Annotated in this window: 17 protein-coding genes; 15 read left to right on the top strand and 2 right to left on the bottom strand. The window is 46.5% G+C overall.

Features of this window, described 5'->3' with window-relative positions; translation table 11 throughout:
• Positions 1-7: 7 nt before the first annotated feature.
• Entirely contained in the window at positions 8-838 is an 831-nt protein-coding gene (locus ICE94_RS01125) for a patatin-like phospholipase family protein (protein WP_216150823.1), read from the bottom strand.
• A gap of 89 nt (positions 839-927) precedes the next feature.
• On the opposite strand from ICE94_RS01125, the gene ICE94_RS01120 reads away from it, so the two are divergent.
• The 10 genes from ICE94_RS01120 to ICE94_RS01075 all read left to right on the top strand — a co-directional run bounded on the left by ICE94_RS01120 (position 928) and on the right by ICE94_RS01075 (position 9,989).
• Positions 928-1,977, top strand: coding sequence for an extracellular solute-binding protein (locus ICE94_RS01120; RefSeq protein ID WP_216147619.1), 1,050 nt, complete (start codon positions 928-930; stop codon positions 1,975-1,977).
• Between the two features lie 24 nt (positions 1,978-2,001).
• Positions 2,002-4,485 carry a heavy metal translocating P-type ATPase gene (locus ICE94_RS01115; protein WP_216147616.1) on the top strand — a complete coding sequence of 828 codons (2,484 nt, stop codon included), beginning with the start codon at positions 2,002-2,004 and terminating at the stop codon, positions 4,483-4,485.
• A 4-nt stretch (positions 4,486-4,489) separates the two neighbouring features.
• A complete protein-coding gene (gene ccoS, locus ICE94_RS01110; protein WP_216147613.1) occupies positions 4,490-4,705 on the top strand; it encodes a cbb3-type cytochrome oxidase assembly protein CcoS in 216 nt (71 codons plus the stop codon).
• Between the two features lie 141 nt (positions 4,706-4,846).
• On the top strand, positions 4,847-6,283 hold the full coding sequence (ccoN, locus tag ICE94_RS01105) for a cytochrome-c oxidase, cbb3-type subunit I (RefSeq protein ID WP_216147610.1): 1,437 nt from the start codon (positions 4,847-4,849) through the stop codon (positions 6,281-6,283).
• A 9-nt stretch (positions 6,284-6,292) separates the two neighbouring features.
• Entirely contained in the window at positions 6,293-6,949 is a 657-nt protein-coding gene (gene ccoO, locus ICE94_RS01100) for a cytochrome-c oxidase, cbb3-type subunit II (RefSeq protein ID WP_216147607.1), read from the top strand.
• 17 nt (positions 6,950-6,966) lie between these two features.
• Positions 6,967-7,128: a CcoQ/FixQ family Cbb3-type cytochrome c oxidase assembly chaperone gene (locus tag ICE94_RS01095; protein ID WP_216859811.1), complete on the top strand. Its 162-nt coding sequence runs from the start codon at positions 6,967-6,969 to the stop codon at positions 7,126-7,128.
• Between the two features lie 2 nt (positions 7,129-7,130).
• Positions 7,131-8,060 (top strand): cytochrome-c oxidase, cbb3-type subunit III, encoded by a 930-nt coding sequence (ccoP, locus tag ICE94_RS01090; protein WP_216147604.1) that lies wholly within the window; start codon positions 7,131-7,133, stop codon positions 8,058-8,060.
• Positions 8,060-9,517 (top strand): cytochrome c oxidase accessory protein CcoG, encoded by a 1,458-nt coding sequence (gene ccoG, locus ICE94_RS01085; RefSeq protein ID WP_216147601.1) that lies wholly within the window; start codon positions 8,060-8,062, stop codon positions 9,515-9,517. The genes ccoP and ccoG overlap by 1 nt, the downstream gene beginning before the upstream one ends.
• 26 nt (positions 9,518-9,543) lie before the next feature.
• Entirely contained in the window at positions 9,544-9,732 is a 189-nt protein-coding gene (locus ICE94_RS01080; protein ID WP_216147598.1) for a hypothetical protein, read from the top strand.
• Positions 9,729-9,989, top strand: a complete 261-nt coding sequence (locus ICE94_RS01075; RefSeq protein ID WP_216147595.1) for a hypothetical protein — start codon at positions 9,729-9,731, stop codon at positions 9,987-9,989. Before ICE94_RS01080 ends, ICE94_RS01075 begins: the two co-directional genes overlap by 4 nt.
• Before the next feature lie 69 nt (positions 9,990-10,058).
• On the opposite strand, the gene fnr is transcribed toward ICE94_RS01075, so the two are convergent.
• A complete protein-coding gene (gene fnr, locus ICE94_RS01070; protein ID WP_216147592.1) occupies positions 10,059-10,805 on the bottom strand; it encodes a fumarate/nitrate reduction transcriptional regulator Fnr in 747 nt (248 codons plus the stop codon).
• A gap of 91 nt (positions 10,806-10,896) precedes the next feature.
• Here fnr and ICE94_RS01065 point away from each other — a divergent pair, with 91 nt between their 5' ends.
• The 5 genes from ICE94_RS01065 to nusA all read left to right on the top strand — a co-directional run bounded on the left by ICE94_RS01065 (position 10,897) and on the right by nusA (position 16,147).
• The gene (locus ICE94_RS01065) at positions 10,897-11,622 is read left to right on the top strand and encodes a sulfite exporter TauE/SafE family protein (protein WP_216147589.1); all 726 of its coding nucleotides are present in this window, start codon (positions 10,897-10,899) and stop codon (positions 11,620-11,622) included.
• 102 nt (positions 11,623-11,724) lie between these two features.
• Complete coding sequence (gene scpB, locus ICE94_RS01060) at positions 11,725-12,378, top strand: SMC-Scp complex subunit ScpB (protein ID WP_216147586.1); 654 nt, start codon at positions 11,725-11,727, stop codon at positions 12,376-12,378.
• Positions 12,375-14,006, top strand: a complete 1,632-nt coding sequence (rluB, locus tag ICE94_RS01055) for a 23S rRNA pseudouridine(2605) synthase RluB (RefSeq protein WP_216147584.1) — start codon at positions 12,375-12,377, stop codon at positions 14,004-14,006. The genes scpB and rluB overlap by 4 nt, the downstream gene beginning before the upstream one ends.
• 174 nt (positions 14,007-14,180) lie before the next feature.
• The gene (gene rimP / locus ICE94_RS01050; RefSeq protein ID WP_216147582.1) at positions 14,181-14,675 is read left to right on the top strand and encodes a ribosome maturation factor RimP; all 495 of its coding nucleotides are present in this window, start codon (positions 14,181-14,183) and stop codon (positions 14,673-14,675) included.
• Positions 14,672-16,147 (top strand): transcription termination factor NusA, encoded by a 1,476-nt coding sequence (nusA, locus tag ICE94_RS01045; protein WP_216147580.1) that lies wholly within the window; start codon positions 14,672-14,674, stop codon positions 16,145-16,147. The genes rimP and nusA overlap by 4 nt, the downstream gene beginning before the upstream one ends.
• Positions 16,148-16,156: the final 9 nt, after the last annotated feature.

Raw genomic sequence — 16,156 nt, 5'->3', positions numbered from 1 at the left:
TTCCTAATTAACGCATTCCGAGTTTTTGTTTAATCAGACTCATTTGAGTCATGGTGGCTTCTTCGCCTGCAAGGATTGCAGAGTTCCTAGAGCGGAAGTCTGTCCCTTTCATGCCGCCTAGTTCAGGACGAATCACAATATCGGCTTTTTCTAATTCATAGCGATTGATGGATTTGCCCATGATGGACGTGGTTTGTAATAGAACGCCTAGAGTGCCGCTGGTGTCTTGGGTAGTGGGATCAGTAGAGATATTGATGCCAATGACAAAACTAGCCCCCATCTGATGGGCGTAGCTCACAGGGACAGGGGACACTAAGCCGCCGTCTACGTATTCACGCCCTCCAATCATCGTCGGTTGAAAGACTCCTGGTACGCTGCAAGAGGCGCGCACGGCCTGACCTGTATCCCCACGCTGAAAGAGGATGCCATTACCCGTTTGCAAATCAGTTGCCACGATACCCAAGGGAATACTCATATTTTCAATCAAGCGATTCTTAATCAGACGATTGACTGTATTTTGCAAGGCATCGCCTTTGATGAGTCCACCGAATTTTCCAGAGAAGGGTAGCGCCCAGTCAGCAATACTGGCCTCATCTAGGCTAATGCCTAAACGATTGAGGTCGCTGCCATTATTGCCTGCGGCATAAAGTGCGGCAATGACACTGCCAGCGCTCGTACCCACCACAAGATCCGGTTTGATGCCTTGTGATTCCAGTGCTTTGATGGCGCCTATATGAGCAAAACCACGCGCAGCCCCACCACCTAAGGCTAAGCCGATGACTGGTTTTTTTCGACTGAGGCTAGAACAAGCAGATAAGGTCATGCTCAGTAGACCCATTCCGGTCAGGGTCAGTAGTCCTCTTCTGGAGATGTGGTAATCTATATGAGAATTATTCTCAATCTTATTTTTCATAGGAGCATTATTAAATGTTTTCTGGTTGTCTAAAGCGTTCGACATTTGTTGGTATTTTCGCATCTCTTATCGCCCATGGTGTGTTTGCCCAGTCCAATCAAGTGCTCAACCTCTATTCGGCTCGTCATTATCAAACCGACGAGGCTTTGTATGCGAACTTCACCAAGCAAACAGGTATCAAGATTAACCGTATTGAGGCTGATGATAATGTCATCATTGAGAGGCTCAAAAGTGAAGGTAAAAATAGCCCTGCAGACGTGATTCTGTTAGTCGACGCAGCGCGCCTATGGCGTGCTGAAATTGAGGGCCTGTTTCAGCCGGTGAAGTCAAAAACTCTAGAGCAACGTATTCCAAAAAATTTCCGTTCTACCGACGGTGGCGACGGCAGTCAATGGTTTGGCTTTTCAAGTCGTGCACGAGTGATTGTTTACAACAAAGCAAGTATCAAACCGAGTGATGTCGATACTTATGAAAAACTAGCTGAGCCGATCAATAAAGGTAAGGTTTGTACTCGCTCGGGATCTCATCCTTATATGCTATCTCTCATTGGTGCTATGTATGAGCGTCAAGGTGAGGCTAAAACTGAGGCGTGGGCAAAAGGTATGGTGACCAATATGGCTCGTGCTCCCAAGGGTGGTGACACGGATCAAATTAGAGCGGTGGCATCTGGCGAATGTGGTGTGGCTCTGACGAACTCCTATTACTTTGCTCGTTTAATGCGTTCTGATAAGCCAGCCGATCAAGAAGTGGTATCTAAAGTAGGTTATATCTGGCCTAATCAGGCGACTTCTGGAACTCATATGAACGTCTCTGGTGGTGGGGTTGCGAAGCATGCTCCGAATAAAGCAGCCGCTATTCAATTTTTAGAGTACTTAGCCAGTGATCAGGCGCAACAGTATTTTGCCGATGGTAATAATGAATGGCCCACCGTCAAATCTGTGAAAACCAATAATCCTGCGCTAAACAAGCTGGGCGATTTCAAAATGGAAAATGTGAGTATTGGCGCAATTGGTAAAAATCAAATATACGCGCAAAAAATACTCGATAAGGTTTCCTACAAGTAATTTAGGGCATAGAATCTTGGGCAAATGATTGATTTGCCCAAGAAGACCTCTGACCTAGACCCAGGCACACGCTCGCTCGGCCTGTGTTATCACTGTGGTAGCGATCTAGAGCCGGGGCATCTATTTACAGAAGTTTTGGGTGGGCAGGCTCGTCAATTTTGCTGTGCAGGTTGCTTAGCGATTGCGCAAACTATCCATGGTCAGGGTTTAGACGCCTTTTACGCAAGACGGATACCATTGGGTTCTCGCCCTAAAGATCCTGGGGAAGGGCAGGTCGGACAAGTCCCTGAGTCTTTACTAGCCTACGATGACCCTAGTTTGGTAGCTCGCTTTTCAAGACCGCTCGATTCTGAGAGTCGCATCATCACACTGCGTTTAGAAAAGATTCGTTGTGCCGCCTGTGTTTGGTTGAATGAGCAACATTTGCGCCGTCAACCCGGTGTGCTTGACGTGCAAATGAATTACGTGACTCAGAGGGCACAGATTAAGTATCAGCCAGGGAAGATCAGAATCTCGGAAATTCTGTATGCCGTAGAAATGATTGGTTATGAGGCTTGGCCTTTTGAGCCAAGTCTTGCGGCAGAAACTGCTAAGAAAGAGCGTCGCCAATTACTGATGCGTTTGGGTGTGGCGGTATTGGGCATGATGCAAGTCATGATGTATGCCTGGCCAACGTATACCAATGCGGAAGATTTAATTGCTGAACATGCACTCTTATTGAGTTGGACGAGTTGGTTGTTAACTGTGCCAGTTGTCGTTTATTCGGCCGGTCCGATGTTTAAAGCGGCGTGGCATAGTTTGCGTTTGTTTCCGCAAACCAAAATGCTCGGCATGGATGTTCCCGTGACATTAGCCATCGGCCTCGCATTTTTAGCTGGCACGATGACATTGGTCACGCAAAGTGGCGATAGTTACTTTGACTCGATCACGATGTTTGTCGCTTTTTTACTCACAGCGCGCTATGTTGAGTTACTCGCTAGGCAAGATGCTCAAGGTGGAGCGGAGGCCTTGGCGAAGCAGTTGCCTGCGACTTGTGAACGTTTAGAGAATTTTCCAAGTTCAGGGCAGGGTGTCATTGTGCCCGTCGTTAAGTGCCAGATTGGTGATGTCATTCGTGTCGCCCCTGGCGAGTTGATAGCTCTCGATGGAGAGATTCTTGCGGGGCAAAGCCAGGTGGATGAATCTTTACTGACTGGTGAGTCAAGGCCGGTAGCGAAAAGTATCGGTGACCATGTGTATGCCGGCAGTCATAACATCCAAAGTCCGATTACGCTGCGTGTCATTGCGGTGGGTCAGGCCACTAGAATTGCGGGTATCGCTCAGTTACTCGATCAGGCCTTAGCGTCTAAACCACAGTTATTGGGACTAGCAGAAAAATGGGCAGGTTATTTTGTTGTGTTCCTGATGTTAGCTGCATTGATGACCGGAGTTATTTGGTTTTATGTAGACTCATCACGGGCGTGGGAGATTGCGGTCGCTGTTTTGGTCGCTAGTTGCCCATGCGCTTTGTCGCTGGCGACTCCTGCGGCGATGGCCGCTGCTCAAGGAGCAGTCACGCGCCTCGGTTTATTAGTTGTTCGTGGTCATGCCATGGAAACTCTCGCTAAGATCACGGATTGTGTTTTTGATAAGACAGGTACTTTAACGACGGGTATCCCTCATTTAGCAGATATAAAAATTGTCAGAACAAGCATCAATGAAACGACTGCACTGCAAATAGCTGCAGCACTTGAAGAAGGTCACAATCATCCCCTAGCGTTAGCGATCTTGCGTGCAGCGCAGGAAAAAAATATTGAACCCTTAGCTCTAGGTTATCTGCCAGTGGCCGAAGTGGGTAAGGGTGTGATGGCTGGGCATTATCGTTTGGGTAGTCCGCAATGGATAGGCGTCGATTTACATGACTGGGCTATACCTGAGCATTACAGCCCGGTATGTTTAGCAGATGAGTCGGGTTTATTAGCTATTTTTATGCTCTCAGATACCGTACGTGAAGGTGCTCTAGACTTAATAAAGACACTAAAAAATCAAGGGATCACTGTTCATTTGGTCTCAGGGGATCATCCTGCAACAGTGGCGTGGTGGGCTCAGTATTTAGGCATAGCGGCTTATCAAGGGGCGGCACTTCCTGAAGAGAAATATCAGTATTTAAATCGTTTGCAATCCACAGGAGCTGTGGTGGCCGCCATCGGGGATGGTGTGAATGATGCGCCGCTCTTGGCAAAAGCCAATATTTCAATTGCGGTAGGCAGTGGTGCTCCTTTGGCGCAAGCAGGAGCTGATGCTATCTTGACGCAAACGTCTTTAAAAGTGATCAGTCAGGCCATGTCTGTAGCGCAGCGTGGCAAAACTATCATGCAACAAAATTTGGTTTGGGCCTTCATTTACAATGTGATTGCTATTCCGGTGGCCATGTTGGGCTGGATCAATCCTTGGATTGCTGGGATTGGTATGTCTTTGTCATCCTTAGCTGTAACGCTCAACGCCTGGCGCCTACGAAAAATCACTTAAGTCCATGGAAAGCCTCTATCTTCTGATCCCACTCTCTTTGTTGGTTATCGCTTTGGTGGTGGTGCTACTGTACTGGTCCGTGAAAAATGGCCAGTTTGAGGATCTTGAGGGGCCAGGCCATGCCATCTTGATGGATGACGATACACCCAAAAAAAATCAGCCTGAATCAGTGTCGGCAAACACCGATAAAGATGGAGAGGGTTGCGCCTCTAAAACTTAGTTTTAAACATTAAGCGTTCTCTTGATTTTGTAATTTATATGTAATCTCTTACTGAACTTGACCTATGTCAAATTGATTTCTTAGGTCCAGTTTGATAATTCCTATGGGATAAATCGGCCTTTTGGCTAGTAAGGAGAGACCATGGGATTTGCCGTGGATAATTCAAGCACCTTTAACTATAAGGTGGTGCGCCAATTTGCTCTAGTAACAGTACTTTGGGGTATTGTGGGCATGTTGGTGGGTGTGATTTTGGCTGCACAATTAATTTGGCCAGATATCACGTTCAATATTCCGTGGTTAAGCTATGGACGTCTGCGCCCATTGCATACCAATGCAGTGATTTTTGCTTTCGGTGGCAGTGCTTTATTCGCGACTTCCTACTATATCGTTCAAAGAACCTGTCAGGTTCGCCTCTTTAGCGATAAATTAGCAGCCTTCACTTTCTGGGGTTGGCAGGCTGTCATCGTGTCTGCGGCAATTACGCTCCCTTTGGGTTACACCACATCAAAAGAATATGCTGAGCTCGAGTGGCCGATTGATATTTTGATCACATTAGTATGGGTTGCCTATGCGGTGGTGTTCTTTGGTACCGTAATCAAGCGTAAGACTAAACATATCTATGTATCGAATTGGTTCTTTGGCGCCTACATCCTCACGATTGCGATGTTGCACATCGTCAATAATATCGAAATGCCTGCAAGCTTTTTGAAGTCTTATTCAGCGTATGCAGGTACTCAGGATGCCATGATTCAATGGTGGTATGGCCACAATGCTGTGGGTTTCTTCTTGACCACCAGCTTCTTGGGCATGATGTATTACTTCATTCCTAAGCAAGCCGAACGTCCTATTTATTCTTATCGTTTATCGATCGTTCACTTCTGGGCCTTGAACTTTACCTATATGTGGGCAGGTCCACATCATTTACAACACACGGCCTTGCCTGATTGGACTCAGTCATTGGGTATGGTTTTCTCACTCATTTTGTTGGCGCCTTCATGGGGTGGCATGATCAACGGCATCATGACACTCTCAGGTGCCTGGTACAAATTGCGTCGTGACCCTATCCTGAAATTCTTGATCGTGGCCCTATCTTTCTACGGCATGTCGACCTTTGAGGGTTCGATGATGTCAATCAAGACGGTCAATAGCTTGTCGCATTACACCGATTGGACCATTGGTCACGTGCACTCTGGTGCCTTGGGTTGGGTGGCGATGATTACGATTGGCTCTTTGTATTACTTGATTCCACGTTTAGTGGGCGAAAAAGAGATGTACAGCACCCGACTCATTGAGTTGCATTTCTGGATTTCTACGATTGGTGTCGTGCTCTACATCGCTGCTATGTGGATTGCAGGTGTCATGCAAGGTTTGATGTGGCGCGCATTCCAGCCAGACGGTACCTTGACTTATAGCTTTGTTGAGTCAGTCAAAGCAACATATCCTTTCTACGCTATCCGTCTATTAGGGGGTGTGTGTTACCTGAGCGGTATGTTTGTTATGGCATACAACGTATTTAAGACTGTGCAGCAAAAGCGCTTCGTTGATGCGCCTATTCCTGCACTCCAGGCTGCTCATTAAGAGGTCATCATGTCTGAAAACAATAAATTCTTTTCTCATGCCACCATTGAAAAAAATGCTGGCTGGTTGATTATTACGACGATCTTGGTCGTTGCGATTGCGGGCTTGGTGCAAATTGTGCCGCTCTTTTTCCAACACTCTACTACTGCGCCAGCGGAAGGTGTGACTCCTCCTTCAGCCTTACGCTTGGCGGGTCGTGATGTGTATCAACGTGAAGGGTGCTTGGGTTGTCACTCACAGCATATTCGTACTTTACGTTCTGAAACTGAGCGTTATGGCCCATATTCGACTGCAGGTGAATCTGTTTTTGAACATCCATTTCTGTGGGGTTCAAAGCGAACAGGTCCTGATTTAGCACGCGTAGGTCAACGTTATTCCGATGATTGGCATCGTATTCATTTACGTAATCCACGTGATGTGGTGCCTGAGTCCAATATGCCTGGTTATCCATGGTTGCAACATAAACCTGCAACTAATGTGGGTGACATTCAGGCGCATATGAAGGCTTTGCGTAAATTAGGCGTGCCCTATACCGACGAACAAATTGCTGGAGCACTCAAAGAGCTAGAAGGTAAAACTGAAGAAGATGCTCTGATTGCTTATTTACAAGGTCTTGGCACGAACCGTCGTGCCGTGAGTCCAGCTAAAACGACAGCAAGTAACTAATAACAGGGAGAGATTAGATGCAATTCATCGCACCTTATTTGTCAGCACTATCAACCATCTTGGGGTTGTTATTTTTTGTTGGTATTGCCATGTGGGCATGGTCGGATGGTCGCAAGTCGGCCAATCAGCAATCAGCTAATTTGCCATTTGCGCTTCCTGACGAATACAAGAAGGATTAATCATGAGTGATTTTTTTAATAGCGGTTGGGGTGTTTATATTGCGCTTGTAACAATAGTAGGCATCGTCTGGTGTCTATGGCTATTGTTCTCACAGCGCAAAACCCAGGTGACCTATAAGCCAGATGGTTCAGTAGCTGATACTGGTCATGTTTGGGATGATGATTTACGTGAGCTCAATAATCCATTACCACGTTGGTGGATGTGGATGTTTTTGTTATCTTGTGTGTTTGGTATTGCCTACCTAGTCTTATATCCAGGTTTAGGTAATTATCAGGGTACTTTAGGCTACTCTACGACCGGAGCCCATGAGGCTTCTGTTCAGCAAGCCAATCAACAACTCAAGCCCATTTATGCCAAGTACATGGAAATGGATGTCAAGTTGGTGGCCGCAGATCCTAAAGCCAAAGAAATGGGTCAACGCCTTTTCTTAAATTACTGTGCACAGTGTCATGGTTCTGATGCAGGTGGCTCGAAAGGTTTTCCTAATTTGAGCGACCGTGATTGGCTATATGGTGGTGAGCCTGCGGATATTCGCACGACGATTCTGCAAGGACGTGCTGGAGTCATGCCTGCTTTTGCGCATCTCTCAGGAGTTGAGCAAAGTGATGTGGCCAACTATGTACGTAATATGGCTGGCTTAGCAGCTGATCAATTAAAGTCTGCTCGGGGTGCCGAAGTATTTAAAGCCAATTGTGCAGCTTGTCATGGTGGTGATGGCAAAGGCAATCCAGCGATGGGTGCACCTAATTTGACCGATAAAGTATGGCTTTATGGTGGTTCGGAAGCATCCATTATTGAAACGATTGCTAAAGGTCGTAATGGCATGATGCCAGCGCACCAAGAAATCTTGACCCCAGAAAAAGTTCATTTGTTGACGGCTTATGTTTGGGGTTTATCCAATCAAAAAGTAAGTGCTGATAGTCAGAAATAATGTCCGATACCATCTCGAATGAGCCTGGCTCAAGTAATGTAGTTGAGCAGGCACTCTACGAAGTTAGACGCAAAATATACCCCCGCGCCGTTAGCGGGGTTTTTGCCAAGTGGCGCGTGATTTTGATATTGGCCACGCAAATTCTTTATTACGGTCTGCCATGGATTAGTTGGAATGACCGTCAAGCGGTTTTATTTGATTTAGTTAGTCGTAAGTTTTATATCTTTGGCTTGGTGCTGTGGCCCCAGGACATCATTTACCTCACGATTATTCTGATTCTTTCAGCGTTGGCATTATTTTTATTTACTGCAGTCGCTGGGCGCTTATTTTGTGGTTATGCCTGTCCACAAACGGTTTATACAGAAATCTTTATGTGGATTGAGCGTAAGGTCGAGGGGGATCGTTTTGCCCGTATTCGCCTAGATGGAGAAGAGTGGCCTTGGAGTTTTAAAAAGTGGCGTATTAAATTAACCAAGCACAGTCTTTGGATCCTCTTAGCTCTTTGGACAGGCTTTACGTTTGTGGGCTACTTCACGCCTATTCAAGTGCTGGCAAAAGAAGTCTTAGAGATGACTTTGGGCCCCTGGCAAGCCTTTTGGCTTTTGTTCTACGCGTTTGCCACTTGGGGTAACGCTGGTTTTATGCGCGAACAAGTATGTAAGTACATGTGTCCTTATGCTCGTTTTCAGAGTGTTATGGTCGATAAAGATACTTTTGTAGTGACTTATGACAAGACCCGGGGTGAGCCTCGTGGTTCGCGTTCAAAGAGTGCGGATCACAAGCAAATGGGGCTAGGGGATTGTGTGGACTGTAGTATTTGTGTGCAGGTTTGCCCAACAGGTATCGATATTCGTGACGGTTTACAGTACATGTGTATTGGTTGTGGTGCTTGTATCGATGCTTGTAATCAAGTCATGGATAAGGTCGGGTATGAGCGCGGTTTGGTGCGTTATACCTCAGAGCGGGCGATGTTAGAAAAGATGGATAACAAGAAAGCGCGCCATTACATCTTTAGACCGCGAGTATTAATCTATATCAGCATCATGACCGTCTTGATGACGGCATTTGTTGCCTCATTGATTTTACGTAACCCATTACGCGTGGATGTAATGAGAGATCGTGGTGCTTTAGCTCGTGAGATTGAAGGGACGAAGATAGAAAACATTTATCGTCTTCAAATAATGAATGCCTCTGAAAATGTGATGCAGGTTAAAGTGGTCGCCAAAGGATTGCCTGATATTCAGGTATTGGATTCTCAGGGGCAATTGGTGAACCAGTTAAGCGTGGGCCCAGCTAGTAATTTGTTATTACCCGTTAAGGTGAGGGTTGGTATCGAAGACGTGCAAAAGGGGACACACCCTATTCACTTTGAAATTAGAGCAGAAGAGGTGGGTGCTCATGCGAGCGGAGCTATGCGTGAGCGTGTTGAGAAATCTAGTTTTATAGTGCCCCGCTAATTGAATATTGGAAGATAGGAGTCATCATGTCTGAGCAAGAACTGAATAAGCCCTGGTGGAAACAGTTGTGGCCTTGGATCATTATTAGTGGGCCTTTAATTGGGTTTTTAGGTGCCATTGTCACTATCTGGTTGGCATTTACGCAACATGTGGACCAGCCGATTCGGGATGGCGTGATTAAACAAGGTCTTAAAGTAGAGCAGGTGAACAAATGAAAGCCCGAATTTGGATCTGGATTCTGTGGCCCTCTTTCATGATTGCCGGCTTGGCAGAAGGTTTGTTATTTACTCTGGTTCATCCTGAAGACCTCGTTTTTTTTGGTGAGCCTGTAACAGCCTCAGTGGAGGCGGTCTACACCTTAGGTTTTTTTGTTCTTTGGCTCTTGTGTGCGCTATCGAGTGCTTTGACCATATATATATTGCCGGGCAGCTTATCTGATTTAGAAGAGCGTGCCGACGGCGGTCTCTTATAAGACAAACAACCGCCTTCGGGCGGTTTTTAATTGGAGCCTCATCAGCACGCAGCACGCAGTGCTCAGCGCTTATTGCACGTGCGTACAGTGAATCGCTCGGGACTTTCCTGCTAGCTCCAATAAGCCATCTGTATCGACAAGTTTGATATGTCTTTGCTTAATTTGTATCAGTCCTGACTCAGTAAAGCGTGAGAAGAGTCGGCTGACTGTTTCTAGTTGAATTCCTAAATAAGAGCCGATTTCTTCACGACTCATACGCAAATGAAATTCATGAGGTGAATAACCTCGAGCCGATAGACGATCAGACAGATTGAGTAAGAAACTCGCTAAACGTTCTTCGGCTCTCAGTGTGCCAAGAGACAGTAAGTGTCTTTGATCTTGTGTGAGTTCGCGGCTGAGAATTTTATGAAACTGATTTTGCAAAGAAGGGAGTTGGCGTGCAAGTTGTTCAAAATCATTAAAACGAACTACACAGGCTTCACTATCCTCTAGCGCAATAGCATTTGATTGGTAGGTGTTCTCACCGATACCATCGAGACCGAGCATTTCGCCGGGCAAATGAAAACCAGTAATTTGTTCGCGACCATCGGGCAAAGCGTATTCAGTTTTTAGAGTGCCAAAACGAATACCGTAAATGGCTGTTAGGGCATCACCTTGGCGATACAAGGGTTCACCTTTTTTGAGACGTACACGTTCTGTGACTAAAGAATCCACCTTTTGTATATCGTCAGAAGACAAGCCTACCGGCAAACAGAATTGTCCTAGCACGCAGGTTGAGCATTTGTTAGGTGAGGCGCTGACGGGTATGTGGTTCATGCGTTTTGTTTTAAATCAATCAATGTGACAGCAATTACTTGTATTCTATCCCCATGCTTATGACTTTTCTAGTTATGAAAATCAATTAATAATGGTGACGAGCAGTCTTTTTCTAACGATATTCCTTGCTAGTTTATTGAGCGGTTGGCATTGCGCCTTGATGTGCGGGGGTATTGCCGCATCCATTGAGAGTCCTTCAACTCATCGTCTTAGACAAATAACAAAAAAATCTCTATTTGTCGAACAGTTATGGATGCATGGCGGTCGTATTTTGACTTATGTGATTTTGGGGTCAGTGTCTGGTGCTCTCGGGTTTTTGATTTGGCAGCAAGATATTCTCCCCATTCAGCGTGGCTTATTTGCCCTTGCAGCGCTCATATTTATTTTGCAGGGTATTAGGATCCTGCGTCAGAATCAAGCTCGTTTATCTCGTTTTGAGCACTGGCTTAATCAAGTAGCGGCCAGAGTCTGGGTGCGCTTAGCCAAGTTACAAGACAGGCATAGTCATTTCGGGCGCTTTCTATCCGGCATGCTCTGGGGTTTGGTTCCTTGTGGTTTGATTTACGGTGTCTTGCCCTTAGCATTCTTATCAGGCGATGCTGCTTCAGGGGCCTTATTAATGCTCGCCTTTGGTCTAGGAACGCTTCCTAATTTATTATTGATTTCCGGTTTGACAGCTCGTCTAGCGAGCTGGGCTCATTGGGTTGGGTTACGTTATGCCGTCGCGGCTTTGATGATCTTGACCGGTGTTTTGGGTTTATACCGGGCTTGGACCTTGCCACTAGACCTGATTCGTGGTGGTTTTTGCATTGCGTAAAGTTTGATTTACAATGCCATGACGGTTAATAAGAAATAAACATAATCCGGAATCACCGGTTTCTTAACCTAAATATATATAGATCCCCAATTAAGACCATTTATGAATTCAGAACAGCTCAAGCTGGTGCTTGAAACAGCGCTCTTATGCGCTAATGAGCCTATGTCGGCCAATGAACTCACTCGTTTATTTTTGGAAGAAGTCCCTGTGGCTGATATCGAAGCTGCCTTGGCCGATATTCAGGCAGCCTGGTCTGAGAAGGGCATGGAGTTATGTCATTTGGCAACGGGCTGGCGTTTTCAAAGTCGCTTAGCGATGCGTGAGTATTTAGACCGCTTAACGCCTGAGAAACCTCCAAAATATTCGCGCGCTGTGATGGAAACCTTGGCCATCATCGCTTATCGTCAACCCGTCACGCGGGGTGAGATTGAAGAAATTCGAGGTGTGACTGTCAGCTCTAATGTAGTCAAGCAGCTTGAAGATCGTGGTTGGATCGAGGTGGTAGGTCACAAAGACACAGTGGGTCGTCCAGGTTTATACGCCACTACGAAACAGTTCTTAGAAGATCTCAGCTTGCAATCTTTGCAAGAGTTACCGATGCTCGAAAGTGCCCAAGAACAAGCGGATAGTCTAGCGCAGCATGTGATTGATTTTGAGAACCAAGAGCAAGTGCAAGCTGAACAAGCGAGTGCGACAGAGTCTGTCGACTCAAGCTCTAGCGATGCTGATGTGGCTGGCGAGAAACCTCAATCATGAGTACTGATCAGTTTGAAAAACCGATAACGGATGCTCAGCCCTCAGATGCGGGGGGGTCTGCAGAAGACGGTCAAGCTACAAAAAAACGCTTTCATCGCAATCCTTATGGTGGCTCGGGCAAAGGTCGTCACCGCAAATTCCAGAAAAAAAACGAGGGCGAGAATACGGCTGAGTCTGCAGCAGGTCACTCAGGGGAGGGTTCACCCAACAAGCCAAAAAATGCGGCTTTGGCTGAAGAGAGCCAAGCGCTATTTGCCAAAGTGGTATCCGGTGAGTTTGACACTGTTTTGGATGCACCAGAGCTTGCAGAAGCTGCAGCGCCGCTTGATTTGAACGCTCAACCAGTGATTGATCCAGCGACTCAAGTGCCTAGCACTGGCCTTACAAATGCTGATGATGAAGATGATGAATCTGATGTTGGTGTGCCTGAAGGTTTGCAGTTTGCAAGTGTGGATGAGTTACCTCTGAGTTTGCGTGATGAAGTCTGGTCGGATTTAGATGACCTAGATGATGAAGCTTTTGATGAAGATACTGTCAAGCTACATAAAGTTCTAGCGGACGCAGGCATGGGCTCGCGACGCGATATGGAAGATTTGATTATTTCAGGTCGTGTATCAGTCAATGGTATGCCTGCGCACATCGGACAACGTGTGGGTCCGACGGATCAGGTTCGTATTAATGGCAAGATGGTTCATCGCAAGATTCCAACTAAACCGCCGCGTGTTCTGATCTATCACAAACCTGCCGGTGAAATCGTGAGTCAGGCCGATCCTGAGGGACGCCCTACAGTATTTGATCGCTTACCTAAGCCAAAACAAGGCCGTTGGATTGCCGTTGGGCGTTTGGACTTTAATACCGAAGGCCTTTTATTGTTTACAACCTCAGGCGAACTAGCCAATCGTTTAATGCACCCGCGTTACGGGGTCGAGCGTGAGTATGCGGCTCGTATCTTGGGTGAGCTTGATGGCGAGCAAGAGAAGCTTTTAAAAACAGGTATTAATCTCAATGATGGTCAGGCACGTTTTTTACGTTTGGTCAGCGGCGGTGGAGAAGGTGCAAACCGCTGGTATCACGTCGCTTTGACGGAAGGACGCAATCGTGAGGTAAGACGTATGTTTGAGGCGGTAGGCCACGTGGTCTCACGCTTGATTCGTACTCGTTATGGTTTATTTGTTTTGCCTCCACGCTTACGTCGGGGTCGTTGGGAAGAGGTGCCAAGCGAGCAAGTAGTACAGCTGATGAAGATGGCTGGACTCAAAGTGCCACAGGCAGGACAAAAGGGTGCCAAAGATCAAAAAGGAGGGCACCGTATGGATGCTGCGCCTGATCCGATGCAAACCTCCGTCTCCTATTGGGGCTCTAAGGATGCTTTAAGTCAGGGGCATGCCAATTACGGACAGCAAAACAAAACCAAATCACATCATGGTGGGCGCCAGGGTGGCCAACGTCGTTATGACGATGACAGTCAACAAGGGGTGCACTACGGTAGTGCATTCGGTTCAGGATCGAGCTCTGGGAATAAAAACGGTAAAAAGTCGCCTTCCAAGGGAGGTCCTGGGGGTGCGAGGGGCTCTAAAGGCGGCCCCAAAGGGCGTTCTGGTCAAAAATTTCCTAAGAAATTTAACTAGTTAGCGTTTTTTATCAGGATTATTGCTTTGCAGAAAGGCAAAGTTCCTATATAATTCAATTGTTTAGTAAATCCGGCCAAAGTTCGGTGAACGTAAGTCGGGCATATTCTAGTGATGTTAAGAATGTGGGCTATATGCCCACTTTTTTTTGGTGTTTAAAGAACGTATTGATGTATGGCTAACGAGCAAGTTTTTATTGCTGATGCAGTGACAACTCTGGGTTACGCACTCGTAGATATCGAGCGCGAAGGCCGGGGTTTGCTGCGCGTCACCATTGAGAACACGAATTATGAACAGCCCATCACCTTGACCGATTGTGAAAAGGTGACGCGTCATTTGAATTACAGCTTGCCCATTGAAAACATTAATTACGAACGTTTAGAAGTGTCATCTCCTGGACTCGATCGTCCTGTGAAGACTGTGGCTGATTACATTCGTTTTGCTGGTCTTCAAGCGAATGTGAAATTGCGTGTTGCTCATGCAGGACGAAAAAATTACACAGGTATTTTGCAGGGTTTGGTTTCAGGGGATCCTGAGTCGGTGGATGCCAAATTAGGTCTCTTATTTGAGGCCGCGAATGGTGAAGAAGCCATGCTTGAATTTACGCTAGCTGAAGTTGATAAAACTAGGCTAGTTCCCGTCGTTGATTTCAAAGGAAGAAAATCATGAGTCGTGAAGTTCTCATGCTAGTTGATGCACTGGCGCGTGAAAAAAATGTGGAACGTGAAGTGGTCTTTGAGGCCCTCGAGATGGCCTTGGCCTCAGCGAGCAAAAAGCGTTATGAGGAAGATGTGGATATTCGCGTTGCGATTGATCGCAATAGTGGCGAGTACGAGACTTTCCGTCGCTGGTTAGTCGTTCCGGATGAGGCGGGTTTGCAAGAGCCAGACAAAGAGATTCTGCATTTCGAAGCCAAAGAACAGATTGAAGATATTGAGATTGGCGACTACATTGAAGAGCAGGTGGAGTCTGTCGCGTTTGGCCGTATTGGCGCTCAAACAGCTAAGCAAGTGATTTTGCAAAAGATTCGCGACGCTGAGCGTGAACAGATCTTGAATGATTATTTGGAGCGTGGCGAAAAAATCATGACAGGCACTGTCAAACGTGCTGACAAAAATGGTCTCATTATTGAATCAGGTCGTGTTGAAGCTTTATTGCGTCGTGACCAAATGATTCCTAAGGAGAATTTGCGTAGTGGCGATCGTGTCCGCGGTTTTATTGTCAAGGTAGACCGTGAAGCACGCGGCCCTCAGATTGAGTTATCAAGAACCGCGCCTGATTTCTTGATGAAATTATTTGAAAACGAAGTGCCTGAAATCGAGCAAGGTTTATTAGAAATTAAAGGTGCTGCGCGCGACCCTGGTATTCGCGCCAAGATTGCGGTGGTAGCCCACGATAAGCGCATTGATCCTATCGGTACATGTGTAGGTGTGCGTGGCACACGAGTGACTGCGGTACGTAATGAAGTCGCGGGTGAGGCGGTGGACATTGTTTTGTGGTCTGAAGATCCAGCACAGTTTGTGATTGGTGCTCTAGCGCCAGCGCAAGTGCAATCCATCGTGGTCGATGAAGAAAAGCATGCCATGGATGTGGTGGTCGATGAGGAGAATTTAGCGATTGCGATCGGTCGCAGTGGTCAAAACGTTCGTTTAGCGAGTGAGTTGACTGACTGGCATATCAACATCATGACACCAGAAGAATCTGCACAGAAGACTGAGGAAGAGGCTGGTAAGGTGCGTGCACTATTCATGGATAAGCTCGATGTTGATCAAGAGGTGGCTGATATTTTGATTGAAGAGGGCTTTAATAGTCTTGAGGAAGTTGCTTATGTGCCGCTTTCTGAGATGTTACAGATTGAAGCCTTTGATGAAGATACAGTCAATGAATTACGTAATCGTGCGCGTGATTCATTACTCACCATGGAATTAGCCAAAGAAGAGCGTGTTGAAGAGGTATCTCAAGACTTACGTTCTTTGGATGGTATGACTACTTCTTTAATCGCTAAATTAGCGGATAACCAAGTGCATACCCGTGATGATTTGGCTGAGTTAGCAGTTGATGAGTTGGTAGAAATGACTGGTATCAACGAGGAGTCTGCTAAGGGCATGATCATGAAAGCGCGTGAGCACTGGTTTAACTGATTCATAAGG

It is taken from the genome of Polynucleobacter sp. MWH-Loch1C5, from assembly GCF_018881775.1.
Classification (GTDB): Bacteria; Pseudomonadota; Gammaproteobacteria; order Burkholderiales; family Burkholderiaceae; genus Polynucleobacter.
This window is presented reverse-complemented; position numbering and strand designations above follow the sequence as displayed.